This window comes from Rhodobacter sp. P1_C2 (assembly GCF_056406375.1).
Genome location: NZ_JBFUAG010000012.1, coordinates 54,955 through 69,689 on the forward strand (window position 1 = coordinate 54,955; position 14,735 = coordinate 69,689).

Genomic DNA, 14,735 nt, shown 5'->3' on the forward strand with positions numbered 1-14,735 from the left:
TCGGCCCATAGCTGCCGGTCGGCGGCCCTGGCGCGCTTTGGCATAGCTTCCCAAAACGGCCATTCGTGCGTCTTGCAGCGACTCATTAGGCCGATCCGTTGGCAGAGGCCGACCGACGTTGCATTTTCGGCCTTGCCAGGATTGGCAAATACAGAACGAAAAACCCGGCGAAGGCGATGATCCAGGCACAGGCTGCCAAATGAATGGGCCAGCTCTCTGCTGGCAAGGCTCCGGCGACAAAGCGCAGCAGAACGGCCGCGATGAGGCTTGCATAGATGGCAGTGATCGGCAGCGTGGCGTGCAGGGGCCGCCCGGTTTGGCCAAGACTGGCCCGGGTCATCACCGCCAGCGTCATCAGACCAACCGCGCCCGCCATCCAGACATGCTGCGCGGCGGGCCCCATGCCGGGCAGGAACGCGCCGGCGGCCGCGGCAAAGAACCCCAGCGGCACGCAGGCATAACCCACATGCAGCACCCAGACCAGCGCTTCGGCCCCGGTGTGCCATCCCGACCAGCGCGACAGTCGCCAGGCCTGTGCCAGACCTGCAACCGCACAGGCCACCGCCGTCAAACGCTCTTCAGGCCAGAGGGTCCAGATGACGAGCGCCGCCGCAGTCAGCGCCAGAACAATGGCATCGTTGCGGCCGAAAGGCACCGGCAAGTTCGGGTTTTGCCGTTGCGCCAGCCAGTTGCGGGTGAAGCTTGGCACGATGCGACCGCCGATCAGCGAGATCAACAGCACGGCAACCGCAAGGCCGATGCGCAAGCCAATGCCATGCGCCGGAAAGCCGCCCTTCGCCGCCTCCAGATGGAAAAGCCCATTGGCGAGCGTCAGGCCCAGCAACAGCGCCAGAACCGGCAGGTTCTTCCAGGTGCGCCCAGCCACCACCTCACGGGCAAGGGCCGCGAACAGGGCCAAAGGGAAGGCAAGGTCGATCAGCGCGACCAGGCCCCAGGGCAACAGCGCCGACACCGCCACGGCAAGACGCCCGGCGAGCCAGAGTGCCACCAGTCCGGCCAGCGGTTTTCCCACGATCGGCAGCGCGCCGGTCCAGTTCGGCACCGCCGTCAGCAGGAAGCCCGCGAGGATTGCCCCGAGATAGCCGAAGAGAAATTCATGCGCGTGCCAGGAGACCGGATCAAAAGCCGTCGCGACGACAGCATGGCCCGACAGCATCAAGACCCAGAGCACCATCGCCAGCGCGGCCCAGGCAGCCCCCAACAGGAAGAAGGGTCGAAAGCCATAGCTCAGGATCGCGGGTCCGGTCCAGGCGCGCATTTGTTCGGCGGAGGTGGTCATGTCTGCTCTTTCGGGATGTGAAGGCCGGTTTCGGTCACGATGACCTGCATGGGAATGTCATGCGGTTGCGGAAAGATCGTGGAGACGCGGGCGGCATCAAGGCCCACGCCAATCGCATGGGGGCGGGGTGACAGAGCGGCCAGAGTCCGGTCAAAATAGCCGCCGCCGTAGCCAAGCCTGTAGCCCTGCGCGTCCCAGCCTACGATAGGGGCGAGGGTGATGTCGGGCGTTACCTCTGGCCCTTCGGCTGGGATCGGAATGTTCCAGAACCCGCGTTCCATCCGTGTCTCAGGGGTCCAGGGGCGAAAGATCAGGGGCGCGCCTTGCGCCATGACGACGGGGAGAGCAGCCCGCGCCCCGCGTGCCGCAAGGCCCGCCAGCCAGCTGCGCAGGTTCAGTTCGGCCTTGATCGGCCACCAGGCGGAAATCGTCAGCCCCCGCAATGACCCGAACCGCTCCGCCAGCACCCGGTCCAGATGGTCCGCGATGGCATGCGATGCGAGATGGCGCGTTTCCACCGGCATCGCGGCACGCTCCGCCAGCAACCGCTGGCGTTCTGCCTTGCGCCAGACCGCCACGTCATGGGCCTGCTCGGGGTCAACATGGCCGGGGTCGAATTCATCGGCCAGACAGGGCGGCGAGGCGGGTGGTTTCATGATGTCATGCCCTGCAGTCTGGTCAGAGCAGTCTGCGCCTCTGCCACAATCGTGGCGATGCGGTCTGCGGCCCTGGGCAGGGTATCAATCAGCGCGACACTTTGCCCGGCAAAGGCCGCCATCGCCTCCAGATCGCCGGTCGTGGTGCGCAAGGGCGAGTCGGTGGAAAATTTCAGAAGCGGGCGGCCTTCGTCCCAGGCAATCACATCACGCGGCAGGCGGTCGGGGTGGTGGCCCATCAGGTCATGGCCCAAGGCCCGTGTCAGCGAATTGCCGATCACCCGAACCGGCGCGTTCGGGGGCCAGTTCAGCGCGAAAGCATCGGTGTAGACCGTGTCCTCGGCCGAGGCCCCAAGCACGCGCGCTTTGTGGTCGTCATGGGCGAAGGATTCCCGCGTGGCCAGAAACGCGGTGCCACAGTGGATGCCCTGCGCCCCCAGGGCGAGGGCGGCAACCAGGCTCGCCCCAGTGGCAAACCCGCCCGAGGCGATGATCGGGAGCGACGTCGCCCGCGCCACCTGTTCCACCAGCACCAGCGCCGCCACCGTGCCGTGGACATGGCCGCCCGCCTCCACGCCCTCCACGCCCTGCACGATCAGCACATCGACGCCCGCCGCCTCGGCCGCCTTGGCCGCGGCCAGCGATCCCACCTGATGCAGCACCAGACAGCCCGCCGCCTTGGCCTGGGCCACGGCCTCTGGCACCACGTCCCAGAAAAAGCACATGGCGGGGACGGCGCGGTCAAAGCAGACCGCGAGTTCCGCCTGCAGCAGGACCGGATCGGTGGCCGCCGGGATCAGGTTGACCGCGAAGGGGCGCGTGGTTCTGGCCCGCACGGCGTCAATCTCGGCCCCGATCAGCGCGGGGGGTTCCCGCACCATGCCAAGGATGCCGTAACCGCCGGCCTCGGCCACCGCCGCAACCAGTTCAGAACGCGCCACGCCGCCCATACCGGCCAGCAGGCTCGGTACATCACAGCCAAGACGCGCACAGATGGGGGTATTCAGGCGGGGATCAGGCATGGCAACTCTCCGGATCTGGGGTCTCAAAGCCTTGGGGGCAGACCCGCGCGGCCGTAGCCTGTGCGCGAGTCCAGGATGTTCATGTGGATCGAGCCTGCGATCCGCTCTGCCCGTTCGATCACCCAGGCGGCACCGGCGGGCGGGCAAACCTCATGTGCAGTCTGGCGGAACAGCTCCAGCCAGCGGTCAAAATGCGCGGCCTCCACCGGCAGAGGCAGATGCTTGGGCATGGGCTGGCCGTGATAGCGCCCGGTCATCAGGGCGACCGAGGACCAGAAGTCCACCATCTTCGCCAGATGCGGGCCCCAGTCGGTGATGCGACCCTCAAAGACCGGGCCCAGCATCGGGTCCACCCGGACCCGGTCATAAAAGCCATGCACCAGCCGGGCCAGCATCGCCTCATCGAGGCCGGTGCGCGCCATCAGATCCGCCGTCACGGCGGGGCGGAGGCTGGCGGTTTGGGCTTCGGAAAGGTTCAGGTTTGTCATGAAGCGGCCTTCCATCCTGTTTCCCCAGGCCAGAACCCTGAAGGAGCACTGATATTTCATGTCGGGCGCCCGGCATTGCCCGACCCACCTGACGTGGGGTGCGGGCAATGCCTGCGTCACGAGATCAGACCGGTCCTATTTGACAGAGGCCAGATAGGCCGCGATATCCTCGCCGCCGGTGGCCATCTTGAAGGTCATCTTCGCCACGGCCTTGTCGTCGCCGGTCTGGGTTTTCAGCCAGGCCGTCGGGTCTGTCACATAGGCGGCCACCATGGCTTCATCCCAGATCAGGCCCTTGGCGCCGGCCGCCTTGATCGAATCGCCATATTTGAAATCCGGTTCGCTGGCGACGGCCCTGCCAATCACGCCATAAAGGTTCGGGCCGGTCTTGCCGCCCTTCTGGACGGCGGTGCCATCGGGCGCCACGATGGAATGGCAGGCCTTGCAGCGCTTGAAGTCATCGGCACCTTTGGTCGCATCGCCCGCAGCAAAGGCCGGGGCAGCGGCGAGGGTCAGAGCGGCAATCAGGGTCAGGGTTTTCATCGCGGTTTCCTTCAGGGTTCAGGGGTGGTGGTAAAGTCAGACGAGGGCTTCGATCCGGGTGAGCGGAAAGGCGTTCAAAGCGGCCTCGATGGAGGGCCGATCCGGCATCAGACAGGCGGCGGTCGACAGCGCATCGGCCAGCGCGGACGACGGCGCGCTGACGGAAATCGAGGTCCAACGCGGCGTGGCGGGCAAGCCAGTGCCGGGGTTCAGGATATGGCCGACCTTGCCTTGACCATCGAACACTGTCCCCAAGGGTGAGGAGGTTGCAAGGGCCCGCGCCGCAAGGCTGACCGCGCCGCCGCTGACCAGCGTGACCGGCCATCCCTCTGCGCCCGGCATCCGGCCGAGGGCGCGCAATTCGCCGGTGTTGATCAGGATGTCGGTCAGGCCCTCCTGCATCAGCATCTCGGCCACCTTGTCGGCGATGAAGCCCTGCGCCACGCCGTTCAGGGTCAGCGCCATGCCGGGCGGCATCCGCACGGCCGCGCTGTCATAGGTGAGGCGGTGGAGGCCCACTTGCGGCAGAAGTTCGGTGATCTGCTCCGATGTGGGGGCCGCGCCCGCGGCAAAACGGGTCGCGTAAAGCTGCCAGAGCGGTTGCACCGTCGGGTCGAACAAGCCGGCGGTTGCGGCATGGACGCGGGCGCAAAGCGCCAGACATTCCAGCAGCTCGAACGGCGGCGCGTCCAGCCGGCCTGCGGCGTTCAACTGCGACAGGGCCGAGTCGGCGCGGTAGAGGCTGAAGATCTGTTCCAGCCGGTCAATCTCGAGCACGGCGCGGGCGATGATGGCCTCGGCCTCCGGATGATCAAGGTAGATCGCAGCCTCGGCCCCGAGCGCCGTGCCGTGCCATTGCGTGATGTTCGCGGCCCGGGCCGGGAAGGACAACGGGAGGGCGGCCATGGCAGAGAGGGTCAAAAAGCGGCGGCGGGTCAGGATGGGCATGTCAGCCTCCGGTATTGGAAAGGGCGTGCAGGCGGGCGGAATAGTCGGCGTCAGTGTCGTTGGCGGGGGCGCCAGGGGCGTCGATGCCGGTCTGGGGGATCTGGGCCAGCGTCATCACCTGACCGCCGTGCGCGGCCACGAAGGCTTGCGCCTTGGCGGGGTCGCTGAAGGGCACGAACTCTGGCGCGTCCATGCCGCCTTTCGCGTCAGAGCCTATGACGAAGACCGCCTTGTCGGCGGCGACCCAGTTGCTGGCGCCGGGATTGTCCCAGCTCGGGGCGGCGCCCATGTCGCTGACATAGGTGGCGGTCACGGTGTCGATCTGCTCTGGCATCCGCAGATAGGCCACGGCATCCTTGACCTGACTGAAGAACAGGGGCTTGCCGGGATAGGTGGCCAGATGGATCTGCGCCTTGGGGCCGGGATGGCCCAGGATGTCCATCTGGCAGAAATAGCCCGTAGAGTCGGCGGTCAGCGCCACTGGCAGCGGAAGGGGCGCCTCTTCCTTGCATGCGGCCAGCAGAAGCAGGATCAGGGCCAGGCGTTTCATGGTATCACCTTTCGAAAGGCGGCGGTGGCCAGGGCCAGTGCGGCAAGGGGCCAGAGCGTGATGGACGCCAGCGAGGCCCAGATCGGGATCGCATTGGCCGCCCCTGCCACGCCAGACGCCGCCGCCGTCGCTTGCGATGCGGCAAGGTTGTAAAGCCGGAACGCATCGGCCGGATTGGCCAGCAGGGCCACCGGGAAAAACCTGGTGGTGAAGATGCCGCCATTATCGGCCACGATGGCCGCCAGCAGGCCCAGATCATACAGCACGATCAGCCCCAGCCAAAGCCCGATCGCCAGCCCCGCCGCCCCGGAGGGTCTGCGCGCCAAAGCCGAGGCCGCATAGCCCACCCCGAGGAAGGTCGCCCCCAGCAGGACCGAAGACCACATCAACCGCCAGAGCGCCGCTAGGCCCGCAACGGCCGTGCGGTCCACCGCCAGGGCAGCCCCGGCGGCAATGCCGTAGCCCACCGCTACGGCCAAAGTCAAAATCGCCAGATGAGCCACAAGCTTGCCCAGCAGGATCTGCGGGCGCGACACCGGATAGGTCAGCAACAGCGGCAGGGTGCCGCGTTCCACCTCGCCGGCGATGGCGTCGAAAGACATGAGGAGCGCCACCAAGGGCACCAGATAGACGGCAAGGCTGGTCAGGCTCGCTACAACGACGGAAAGCCTGTCAGCGCCGACCGTGCCGGTGGCCGATGACCCGGCCGCCGACAGGACCAGAGAAAACAGCGCCATCATCGCCACAGAAATGCCCACCCAGCGATTGCGGCGGGCGATGTGGAACTCGGTCCCGGCGGTGGCAAGGATGCGCTTCATTGCCCGGCCCTCTTGCTGAAATGGCTGTAGATATCCTCCAGCGAGGGCGGCAAGACGTCGAAATCCTCGATCCGGCTGGCCAGATCGGAAATCCGGGTCAAGAGGCTCAGTTTGTCATCCTGGGCGCAGGTCAGGGTCAGACCCTCGGCCGCGCGGGTCGCTTCCGGGAAGGCCAGCGCGACCTCTGCACCCTGCCCCTGCCGTGGCGTGATGTGAAAGGCGATGGGAAGGGCGGCCTTGCGGCGCAGGTCCGCCAGGGTGCCTTGCGCCACCAGCACACCACCGGACAGGATAAGGATGCGGTCGGTGCGGGCCTCGACCTCTGTCAGGGCGTGTGAGGACAGCAGGATCGACGCGCCGTCCGCCGCCAACCCGTCCAGCAGTTCATAGAAATCGCGCCGCGAGACGGGGTCAAGGCCAGAGGTCGGTTCGTCCAGCACCAGCAACCTGGGCTTGCCGATCAGGGTTTGCGCCAGACCGACGCGCTGGCGCATGCCTTTGGAATAGGTGCCGATGCGGCGTTTGGCGGCGTGACCCAGACCCACCCGTTCCAGCAGCGCCATCGCCTCAACGGGATTTTCACCGCGCAGGGCAAGATAGTAGCGCATCTGTTCCAGCCCGGTGAGGGCTGGATGAAAGGCCACGTTCTCCGGCAGATAGGCGACGCTGGCCCGCGCCCCACCCGAACCGGGCGCGGCGCCGTTGACCGAGATTTCACCGGAATCAAAGGGGATCAGACCCAGGATGATCTTCATCATCGTCGACTTGCCCGCGCCGTTGTGGCCCAGTAATGCCACACGCTCGCCGGGAGCGAGGGCCAAGGACACATCCGACAGCGCAACCTGCGCGCCGAAGGTCTTAGTCAGACATTGAAGCTGCAGAGTCGGCGTCATGGCTTGGTTCTTTCAGCCAGCGGTCAGCCACAAGGGCCTCCATCGCGGCAATCTTGGCAGGAATTTCGATGACGGGGGCGGCCATCAGCGGATGGCTGTCGATGACACCGCCGGGCAGGATGGCGGGAAAGGAAGACTGGCTCCACCGCACCAGTTGCACGGCGGGCGAGCCCATGAGCAGGGCGGCCGCCGGTTGCGACCACAGGATGGAATCCATCAGGTCATTGGGGTGGAAGGGGCTGTCGGCATAGCCATCGCCGTTCAGATCGAACACCGGATGGTCGGACCAGAAATTGCCACGCCCCTCGAAGCTCCACTCCATGTTGCGGGTGCCGACGTATTTCACCTGGGTCCGGCTGCCGATGAACGCATTGCCGGTCATGGCGTTGCCTTCGCTGCCTGCGGTGAAGTGGATGCCGATGTCGCAGCCCTCAAACCGGTTGCCGACAAACAGGTTCTTGTTGGCGTCATAGATGAAGGTGCATTTGGCCGCCCCTTTCACCAGATTGCCCGAAAAGTCGGAATAGTTCGAGGCGTTGATCATCAGCCCATGGTCGCGGTCACCCAAGGACATGTTGCCGGTGACCTTCACATGGTCGGAGAACATGATCGCATATCCCAGATGATTGCCGATCGAGATGTTGCCGGAAACCTCGGAGTCCCGGGTGTACATGTAATGGATGGCAAAGCGCAGGTCGCGGAACAGGTTGCCCCGGTAAATGTCGTGGCTTGAAGTATTGGAGAAGATCCCGTCCCTGCCCCAGCGAATGTCGTTGCCCTCCACGACCAGGCCGGGTGAATGCCAGACATAAACCCCGTTGCCGCGCTGGTTCATGCGGTCTGTCTGGCGGCCCTCGATCACGTTGCCCCGCACCACGCAGTCGATCCCGCCATGCACATCGACGCCGTGCATGTTGTCGACCAGGTGGTTGCCTTCGACGACGTTGCGGTCGGCGCCCTTGACGATCTTTACGGCGGCATCGATGTCCTCATTCCTGTCGCCGGAATGGATGATCTCCAGCCCGCGCAGCGTGATGTCGTCGCCGGTCAGCGTGACCACGGTGCCCTGTCCCTGCCCGTCCAGAATGACGCCCGGCGCGCCTTGCAGCGTCACCGCGTGGTCAATCACGAAAGGCCCCGCATAGATGCCCGGGGCCAGTTCCAGCACATCGCCGCTGTGGGAGGCGGCGATGGCGCGTTGCAGCGCGCCTGCCCCCGGCGCCACGCGCACCTCTTCGGCCAGCGCAGGCAGCGCCAGAACCAGAAGGGCAAGGCTCAGGGGCAGGCGCATCTTCAGGAGGCCTTGGGTTCAACAAGCATCCGGCCGCGCATTTCCATGTGGAGCGCGTGGCAGAACCACTGGCAATAGTACCAGTGCACCCCGGGCTGGGTCGCGACGAAAGTCACCGAAGAGGTGGCCTGCGGCCCGATCTCCATCGCGATGCCGTGGTTGCCAAGGGTGAACCCGTGGGTCAGGTCATCAATGTCATCAAGGTTGGTGACACAGACCGTCACTTCGTCGCCCTGCTTGACGGTAAAGCTTTCAAGGCTGAAGTTCGGCGCCTGCGACGACATGTAGACCCGCACCTTGTTGCCATCGCGGATCACCGAGTCCTGGAAGTCGTCAAGATTGACGCCATCGGCCTCGGCCTGCTTGCGGGTCTCGGCCCACATCTTGTCCTTGCGATCCCAGACCGACACGGGGTTGACCATGGACACCGGAACGGCGATCGCGTCATGCGGCTCTGCAAAGTTCGGGCCATCGTGGACGACCTTCATCTTGTCGCCAGAGATGTCGATCAACTGGTCATTCTCGGGCTTCAGGGGTCCGACGTTGATGAACCGGTCCTTCGAGAATTTGCACAAGGCTACCAGCCACTTGCCATCGGCATCCAGCGTCTCGCCCAGCGTCGTCTTCAGGTGGCCCGGCTGATACTGCACGTCGAGCTTGTCAAGGATCGGGTCGACCTTTTCACCGGCATAGGCCTTGACCGCGGTGGCGATGTTCCACTTCACCACCTGGCTGTCGAGGAACAACGAGGTATAGGCATTGCCCTTGCCATCAAAGGCGGTGTGCAGCGGGCCAAGGCCCAGTTCCGGTTCCGCCACGACAACCGAGCGCGGGTCGGCGTCCGATGTGAAGAGCGTGTCCAGCTTGGTCACGTCGATCACCGTCACCGTGGGCGACAGCTTGCCGCCGATGCAGAGGTGCACCTTGTCGGGCGCCATGTTGCAGCCATGCGGGTTGTTCGCCACCGGGATGTAACGGGTGTAGTTCTTGTTCGACCCGATGCGGCCGTCCAGCACCTTGCAGCCGTTGAGTTCGGTGAAATCCCCCGCCGCGATGCCCTTTTCGATCTCGGCCAGGTTGAAGACCACGACATGGTCCATCTCGGCCGCGGTCATGTCGGCCTGGGTCATCCCCATTTCCGAGTTGTACGAGGTCGAGAAGGCCCATTTGCCCTCATAGTCCGCGTCGGTGTTGTCGAGGTTGCCGGAAACCTGGATCTGCCAGGCCACCTTGAATTCATCGGCATCGACGGCGGTGAAGATGTTGGTATAGGTCGACACATCATTCATGGTCGAGCCGTCGTTCTTCAAGGGCGTCTCATCCTCGCCATTGCAGAACACATAATTGGTGCGCGGCCATTTTTGCGGACGCAACCCGTGGATGCCACGGGCGTTCGGAATCTCCAGCACCTTGTCGGTCTTCATCACGTCGCAGCGCACCCGGGCAACGCGGGTGTTGGCCTTGTCGTTCATGAAAAGGAAGCGGCCGTCATACTTGCCCTCGGTAAAGGACATGTGGACGTGGTGCAGGTCGCCGTTTTCATGCACGACCTGATTGTTGGCGGCGAGATAGGCCTTGGTCTCCTCGCTAATCGTTTCGTTCAGGATGCGGCGGCTTTCATTGGTGCGGCCCCAGCCGGTGGCGGAACAGCGGTTGAACACCGGCACCCGCATCAGTTCCCGCATCGAGGGAATGCCCAGGATGCGCATTTCGCCGCTTTGACCCGAGGACCAGAAGCCGTAGTAATCGTCCAGAGCACCCGGAGCGACCTCAAAGGACTTGCCTTCGGCGCGCGCCGCGGTGGCCGAGACCGACGTCACACCCGCCGCACCGGCCAGCATGGCCAGACGCGAGGCGCCAAGCCCGCCCAAGAGCGCCGCGCCACCCGCGGTCGCCCCAAACAATCCCCGCCGGCTAATTCCGGGTTTCTTATCATCAGACATTTTTCGGTCCTTTCACATTCGGATGGTTGATCAGTTCGCCGAGGTCACGGGAGGCGGGCATCCGCAGCGCGGGCCCGGCCGTGCCCACCGCGCCGCGCCGTTTGACCTGGCGGATGACGACGGGGCATTTGGTCTTGCTTTGGTAAAGCACCTGACAATTCAGGCAGTTCACGCATTCATTCGGGTTGATCTCTCCGGTCGGATGGATCGCCTGCACCGGGCATTCGTTGGCGCAGGTCTGACAGGGCGCGCCGCATTCGTGGTAGCGCTTCAGCCAGTCGAACATCCGCAGACGTGCCGGGATCGCCAGCGCCGCGCCCAGGGGGCAAAGGTAGCGGCAGTAAAAGCGTTCGACGAAGAGCCCCGCCACCAGAAGCGCCACCACATAGGCCACGAAGGGCCAGGCGCGGATGAACTTCAGGACGATGGCGGTCTTGAACGGCTCGATTTCCGCATAGTGCTCGGCCTGGTCGATCGACATGAGGGACACGCCGAAGAGGCCCAGGAAGATCATGTATTTCAGCGGCCAGAGGCGTTCGTGCAGGCCCCAGGGCAAGGTCCATTGCGGGATATGCAGCGCGCGGGCGATCTTGTTGGTCAGCTCCTGCAAGGCGCCAAACGGGCAAAGCCAGCCGCAATAGGCGCCACGTCCCCAGAACAGCAGGGCGGCGGCAAGCGAAAACCACAGGATGAAGGTCAGCGGGTCCAACAGGAAGGCCTGCCAGCTGAAGCCGGTCACCAGCGCGCCGAAGAGGGCCATCAGGTTGACCACCGACAGTTGCGCGCTGGCATACCAGCCCAGAAACACCAGCGTGACGGTCAGAAAGCCCATCCGGAACCAGAAGAAGGCGCGGGCATTGCGGGTGGCGAGGCTTTGAAAGAAGAAGACCAGCGTCAGCACGGCAAGCATGGCGGCAAGGCCGGCGATCTCGACCTTCTTGTCGAGCCAGATCTTCTGCCACAGCGCGGTTTGGGCGGCGGTTTCATCCCCCGTGGTGGCCGCGTCGGCTGAGACAGCGGCAACCGGGGCCGCAATCGCGCGCAGGTAGTGCGGCGGCAGCTGGTAGGCGAGGTCGAAAGTCAGAAAGTCCTTCTCGACCGGCGCCACCTGACGCTGCACCAGAAGCTGGATGCGGAAGGGTTTGGTCGGATCAAAGCCCGAGGCCGCCGGGATGCGAAACAGGTCCGTCTCGGTGAAGTCCGGCGCCCCCTTGGCCACGATGGCGCCCAGCCGCTTGTGATCCCGGTCATGGAAGCGGACCGAGACGTCATCCTGCACCAGAACGATCCGGTCAAAGATGCCACCACGGACATAGCCCGAGCCCTTGAACGAGAAGATCCCCTTGCCTGCGATCATCAAGGCCTGATCGCCCGGTTGCAGCCAGGTCGTCAGGTTGGTCTGGTCCTGCGCGCTCAACAGCGCCTGGCCGATCGCCGGGACTGACACCAGCGCCACCTGCATTTCGGTAAAGATGGTTTCTGGCGGCGCGGTCTCTGGCTTGGCCCTGGCGCGCGGGTCATTCAGCCCTTCGAAGGCCGCGTTGACCTGACCCACATCCAGCGAAAGGCGGCGCAGGGTGCCGTCACCCTCCATCGCCATCCAGTCGGCGGGGGCGGTGGCCGCCGGGTCCAGTTCGACCGTCGGCCCCGCGACAGTCTCGGGCGTCAGACCGCCGAGGCCCAGGGCGCGGGCAACCTTGAAGCCAGACCGCAGGATGGAATCGTCCAGCACCATCACCGTGACCGTGGCGCCAGAGATGATGTTCATGTCGTGCTTGCCGCCGGACTTGGCCATCGCCACCAGATCCATGCCGACATAGCTGGCCGCCAGAGCCTTGACCTTCGCGTCGGGAATGCCGATCAGAACAATCGGCTCCGAATGCTTCACCAGCTTGACCCCGGTGATCTTCGCCTCGTTGTCGACCGCCACCAAAGTGTGGATCGGCTTGCCGGAATACCCGGTCGTCCCCACGAAATCCGACGTCAGGAAGACCCAGCCGATCTGCTGGCCGCCTTTCAAGACAGGGGCCAACGCCAGATCGCTGCGGATCGGCCCGAAGGCGTCGGCGCCAGCCACAAGGTCGGAGGCCTGAACCGTCGGCAAATACTTCGACAAAACCGTGTCGGCCAAACCGGGCGAGGACAGGAGGACCACGGCCCAAAGAGCAAGCAGCAGGCGGTTCAAAAGGAGGCGGAGTGCATGTGTCATGCCGCCCCTATGCCCGATAGAAAGGCCCCCTCCCTTGATTCAGGTCAAATCATATATCCTTTTTTTCGGAAAATTGAGAGGGAGCTTGATTCTGATCATTTCCAAACAACCCTTTTGCAAAGAGAAGATGACAGACGTTTGCGAAAGAAAGCCCGGCCCATGCACCTGACCAAGTTCAGCGACTATGCCCTGCGCGTCCTGATGATCGCCGCTGCCCGCGGCGAGGATCGGCTGACGATTGAAATGACGGCGGAGGCCTTCGGGATTTCGCATGGGCATCTGAAGAAAGTGGTGATGAAGCTGACCAAGGCCGGGTTCCTGCGCGGCGTCAAAGGGCGGACGGGCGGCTATCTGCTGGCCCGCAAGCCCGAAGACATCAATCTCGGCGCGGTGCTGCGCGTGACCGAGACCGATTTTGGCATCTTCGAGTGTTTCCACGACGGCAAGGCCTGCCCGATCGTCGGCCCCTGCCGCCTGCCCTCGCTGGGCCGCAAAGCCATCGCGGCCTTTCTGGCGACCTTCGATCAGGTGACTCTGGCCGATGTGGCCCTGCCGATGTCCTCGTTCCGTTTGTCCCCGGAGGCCGGGACCCCATGATGCGTGCCGTTCTCCACTCCGCCGGAACCCCCGTTCCGCTGCGGTCTTTTGCATCCTGGCCTGCCGGCCTTGCTGCCCCGGTGCGCGCTTTGGTCCGCCCTGCGGACCCTTTCCCAGACATGCCGGCCTTGTCCGGTCAGGAGTAACCCGATGAAACCTGTTCTCGCCCTCGTCCTCGTGCTTTCCCTGCAGGCCGGTGCCTCCTTTGCCCATGCTGGCCTTGTCAGTGCTACGCCCGCCGGTGGCGCAACCGCCGCGGCTCCCTCGGCCTTGACCCTGACCTTCAGCGAGAAGGTGACGCTCAAATTTTCCGGGATCACGCTCACCGGTGCTGACGGCGAAGTTCGGGCGATCGGCGAGGCCGGGTTGAGCGCTGACGGTCTGACCCTGACCATCCCCGCCGCCGCACCTCTGACCGCCGGTACTTATGCGGTGGACTGGCATGCTTTGGCGGATGATGGCCACAAGTCGCATGGCCGCTACACCTTTACGGTCAAGTAAACCCCGTGCAGACCGCGTTGATCCTGTGCCGGTTCTTGCAGTTCGCGGCGGCGATGCTGCTGTGGGGGGCTGGCAGCTTGCGGGCGGGGTCCTTCTCACCCGGGCTGCTGCGCACCTCGAAGCCGGCAGCGGTTTGGCTGGCGCGCATTGGCGCGCTGCTCAATGTGTTTGCCGCACTGGGATGGCTGGCTGCCGAGGCTGCTTTGGCCGGAGATGGCCCGCAAGATGCGGTCAATCCGGATGTCTTGATGGCTGTGCTGACCTCGACGCGTTTTGGGCAGATTTGGCTGGTGCATCTGGCCCTGGCGGTGGCGTTGCTGCTGGCAAGTTGCGCGGATCGACCCAAGACGGTGGCGGTCTTGGCCGGATTGAACCTTGCCAGCCTTGGCCTGACCGGCCACGCCGTATTGCCTGCGGGCTTTCTGGGTGCGGTGCATCAGAGCCTGTCGGCACTGCACCTGTTGGCGGCGGGGTTTTGGGTGGGCGGGTTGACGTTGATCCTGCCGCTCCTCGCGAAGCCGTCCCTGACCGAGGAGGCCGCCACCGTTCTGCGCTGTTTCTCACGCTGGGGGCATCTTGCGGTGGCGCTGGTCTTCGCCACGGTCGGGGCCAAGACCCTGCTGATCCTCATGTCACGGGACGGTCCTGAGCCCGCCGTGGATTACCTGGGCCTGCTCGTCCTCAAGGTGGCGGCTGTCGTGCTGATGCTGGCTCTGGCCTTGGTCAACCGCTATCGGCTGGTGCCGCGCCTCGGGTCTGACGACCGAAACCTGGCGTGGCGTCTTCTGCGGCGCAACACGATTGCAGAATTGGCGCTGGTTGTCGTGGTGCTGGGTCTGGTCAGCCTCTTTGCCACATGGTCACCCTTCGCAGAGGTTTGACGTGTCGTCGCCGCGCCCGAGGTTCAGACATGGTCATAACCCCCGGGATTGAAGCGCGCGATAAGTGCAAGTCCACCGACTACGCTAAAGGCGAT

15 protein-coding genes are annotated in these 14,735 nt (G+C 64.7%); 3 read left to right on the top strand and 12 right to left on the bottom strand.

Features of this window, described 5'->3' with window-relative positions; translation table 11 throughout:
* Nucleotides 1–85: 85 nt before the first annotated feature.
* The 12 genes from AC1DZT_RS19265 to AC1DZT_RS19320 form a co-directional block, all read right to left on the bottom strand.
* Nucleotides 86–1,300 carry an NnrS family protein gene (locus AC1DZT_RS19265; protein ID WP_478008268.1) on the bottom strand — a complete coding sequence of 405 codons (1,215 nt, stop codon included), beginning with the start codon at nt 1,298–1,300 and terminating at the stop codon, nt 86–88.
* Nucleotides 1,297–1,956, bottom strand: coding sequence for a 5-formyltetrahydrofolate cyclo-ligase (locus tag AC1DZT_RS19270; protein ID WP_478008269.1), 660 nt, complete (start codon nt 1,954–1,956; stop codon nt 1,297–1,299). Before AC1DZT_RS19270 ends, AC1DZT_RS19265 begins: the two co-directional genes overlap by 4 nt.
* Complete coding sequence (locus tag AC1DZT_RS19275) at nt 1,953–2,978, bottom strand: NAD(P)H-dependent flavin oxidoreductase (RefSeq protein ID WP_478008270.1); 1,026 nt, start codon at nt 2,976–2,978, stop codon at nt 1,953–1,955. The genes AC1DZT_RS19270 and AC1DZT_RS19275 overlap by 4 nt, the downstream gene beginning before the upstream one ends.
* Before the next feature lie 23 nt (nt 2,979–3,001).
* Nucleotides 3,002–3,466 carry a group III truncated hemoglobin gene (locus AC1DZT_RS19280; protein WP_478008271.1) on the bottom strand — a complete coding sequence of 155 codons (465 nt, stop codon included), beginning with the start codon at nt 3,464–3,466 and terminating at the stop codon, nt 3,002–3,004.
* A gap of 135 nt (nt 3,467–3,601) precedes the next feature.
* Nucleotides 3,602–4,009, bottom strand: a complete 408-nt coding sequence (locus AC1DZT_RS19285; protein WP_478008272.1) for a c-type cytochrome — start codon at nt 4,007–4,009, stop codon at nt 3,602–3,604.
* Nucleotides 4,010–4,045: 36 nt separating this feature from the next.
* Entirely contained in the window at nt 4,046–4,957 is a 912-nt protein-coding gene (locus AC1DZT_RS19290; protein WP_478008273.1) for an FAD:protein FMN transferase, read from the bottom strand.
* 1 nt (nt 4,958) lies between these two features.
* Nucleotides 4,959–5,507 carry a nitrous oxide reductase accessory protein NosL gene (locus AC1DZT_RS19295; RefSeq protein ID WP_478008274.1) on the bottom strand — a complete coding sequence of 183 codons (549 nt, stop codon included), beginning with the start codon at nt 5,505–5,507 and terminating at the stop codon, nt 4,959–4,961.
* On the bottom strand, nt 5,504–6,325 hold the full coding sequence (locus tag AC1DZT_RS19300) for an ABC transporter permease (protein WP_478008275.1): 822 nt from the start codon (nt 6,323–6,325) through the stop codon (nt 5,504–5,506). Before AC1DZT_RS19300 ends, AC1DZT_RS19295 begins: the two co-directional genes overlap by 4 nt.
* Nucleotides 6,322–7,218 (bottom strand): ABC transporter ATP-binding protein, encoded by an 897-nt coding sequence (locus AC1DZT_RS19305; protein ID WP_478008276.1) that lies wholly within the window; start codon nt 7,216–7,218, stop codon nt 6,322–6,324. The genes AC1DZT_RS19300 and AC1DZT_RS19305 overlap by 4 nt, the downstream gene beginning before the upstream one ends.
* Nucleotides 7,184–8,509 carry a nitrous oxide reductase family maturation protein NosD gene (locus AC1DZT_RS19310; protein WP_478008277.1) on the bottom strand — a complete coding sequence of 442 codons (1,326 nt, stop codon included), beginning with the start codon at nt 8,507–8,509 and terminating at the stop codon, nt 7,184–7,186. The genes AC1DZT_RS19305 and AC1DZT_RS19310 overlap by 35 nt, the downstream gene beginning before the upstream one ends.
* A 2-nt stretch (nt 8,510–8,511) precedes the next feature.
* Nucleotides 8,512–10,452, bottom strand: coding sequence for a TAT-dependent nitrous-oxide reductase (gene nosZ / locus AC1DZT_RS19315; RefSeq protein ID WP_478008278.1), 1,941 nt, complete (start codon nt 10,450–10,452; stop codon nt 8,512–8,514).
* A complete protein-coding gene (locus tag AC1DZT_RS19320; RefSeq protein ID WP_478008279.1) occupies nt 10,445–12,661 on the bottom strand; it encodes a 4Fe-4S binding protein in 2,217 nt (738 codons plus the stop codon). The genes nosZ and AC1DZT_RS19320 overlap by 8 nt, the downstream gene beginning before the upstream one ends.
* A 159-nt stretch (nt 12,662–12,820) precedes the next feature.
* Between AC1DZT_RS19320 and AC1DZT_RS19325 the strand changes: the two genes are divergently transcribed.
* From AC1DZT_RS19325 to copD, 3 genes are all read left to right on the top strand, one after another.
* Complete coding sequence (locus AC1DZT_RS19325) at nt 12,821–13,258, top strand: RrF2 family transcriptional regulator (protein ID WP_478008280.1); 438 nt, start codon at nt 12,821–12,823, stop codon at nt 13,256–13,258.
* 150 nt (nt 13,259–13,408) lie between these two features.
* Complete coding sequence (copC, locus tag AC1DZT_RS19330; RefSeq protein ID WP_478008281.1) at nt 13,409–13,759, top strand: copper homeostasis periplasmic binding protein CopC; 351 nt, start codon at nt 13,409–13,411, stop codon at nt 13,757–13,759.
* 5 nt (nt 13,760–13,764) lie between these two features.
* On the top strand, nt 13,765–14,640 hold the full coding sequence (copD, locus tag AC1DZT_RS19335) for a copper homeostasis membrane protein CopD (protein ID WP_478008282.1): 876 nt from the start codon (nt 13,765–13,767) through the stop codon (nt 14,638–14,640).
* Nucleotides 14,641–14,735 lie beyond the last annotated feature (95 nt).

Bases quoted from the DNA above. Each gene is read 5' to 3' on its own strand.
- AC1DZT_RS19270 (WP_478008269.1), bottom strand. From the start codon at position 1,956: ATGAAACCACCCGCCTCGCCGCCCTGTCTGGCCGATGAATTCGACCCC.
- AC1DZT_RS19305 (WP_478008276.1), bottom strand. From the start codon at position 7,218: ATGACGCCGACTCTGCAGCTTCAATGTCTGACTAAGACCTTCGGCGCG.
- copC (WP_478008281.1), top strand. From the start codon at position 13,409: ATGAAACCTGTTCTCGCCCTCGTCCTCGTGCTTTCCCTGCAGGCCGGT.
- AC1DZT_RS19300 (WP_478008275.1), bottom strand. From the start codon at position 6,325: ATGAAGCGCATCCTTGCCACCGCCGGGACCGAGTTCCACATCGCCCGC.
- AC1DZT_RS19325 (WP_478008280.1), top strand. From the start codon at position 12,821: ATGCACCTGACCAAGTTCAGCGACTATGCCCTGCGCGTCCTGATGATC.
- AC1DZT_RS19285 (WP_478008272.1), bottom strand. From the start codon at position 4,009: ATGAAAACCCTGACCCTGATTGCCGCTCTGACCCTCGCCGCTGCCCCG.
- AC1DZT_RS19320 (WP_478008279.1), bottom strand. From the start codon at position 12,661: ATGACACATGCACTCCGCCTCCTTTTGAACCGCCTGCTGCTTGCTCTT.
- AC1DZT_RS19310 (WP_478008277.1), bottom strand. From the start codon at position 8,509: ATGCGCCTGCCCCTGAGCCTTGCCCTTCTGGTTCTGGCGCTGCCTGCG.
- AC1DZT_RS19265 (WP_478008268.1), bottom strand. From the start codon at position 1,300: ATGACCACCTCCGCCGAACAAATGCGCGCCTGGACCGGACCCGCGATC.
- AC1DZT_RS19295 (WP_478008274.1), bottom strand. From the start codon at position 5,507: ATGAAACGCCTGGCCCTGATCCTGCTTCTGCTGGCCGCATGCAAGGAA.
- AC1DZT_RS19290 (WP_478008273.1), bottom strand. From the start codon at position 4,957: ATGCCCATCCTGACCCGCCGCCGCTTTTTGACCCTCTCTGCCATGGCC.
- AC1DZT_RS19280 (WP_478008271.1), bottom strand. From the start codon at position 3,466: ATGACAAACCTGAACCTTTCCGAAGCCCAAACCGCCAGCCTCCGCCCC.
- AC1DZT_RS19275 (WP_478008270.1), bottom strand. From the start codon at position 2,978: ATGCCTGATCCCCGCCTGAATACCCCCATCTGTGCGCGTCTTGGCTGT.
- nosZ (WP_478008278.1), bottom strand. From the start codon at position 10,452: ATGTCTGATGATAAGAAACCCGGAATTAGCCGGCGGGGATTGTTTGGG.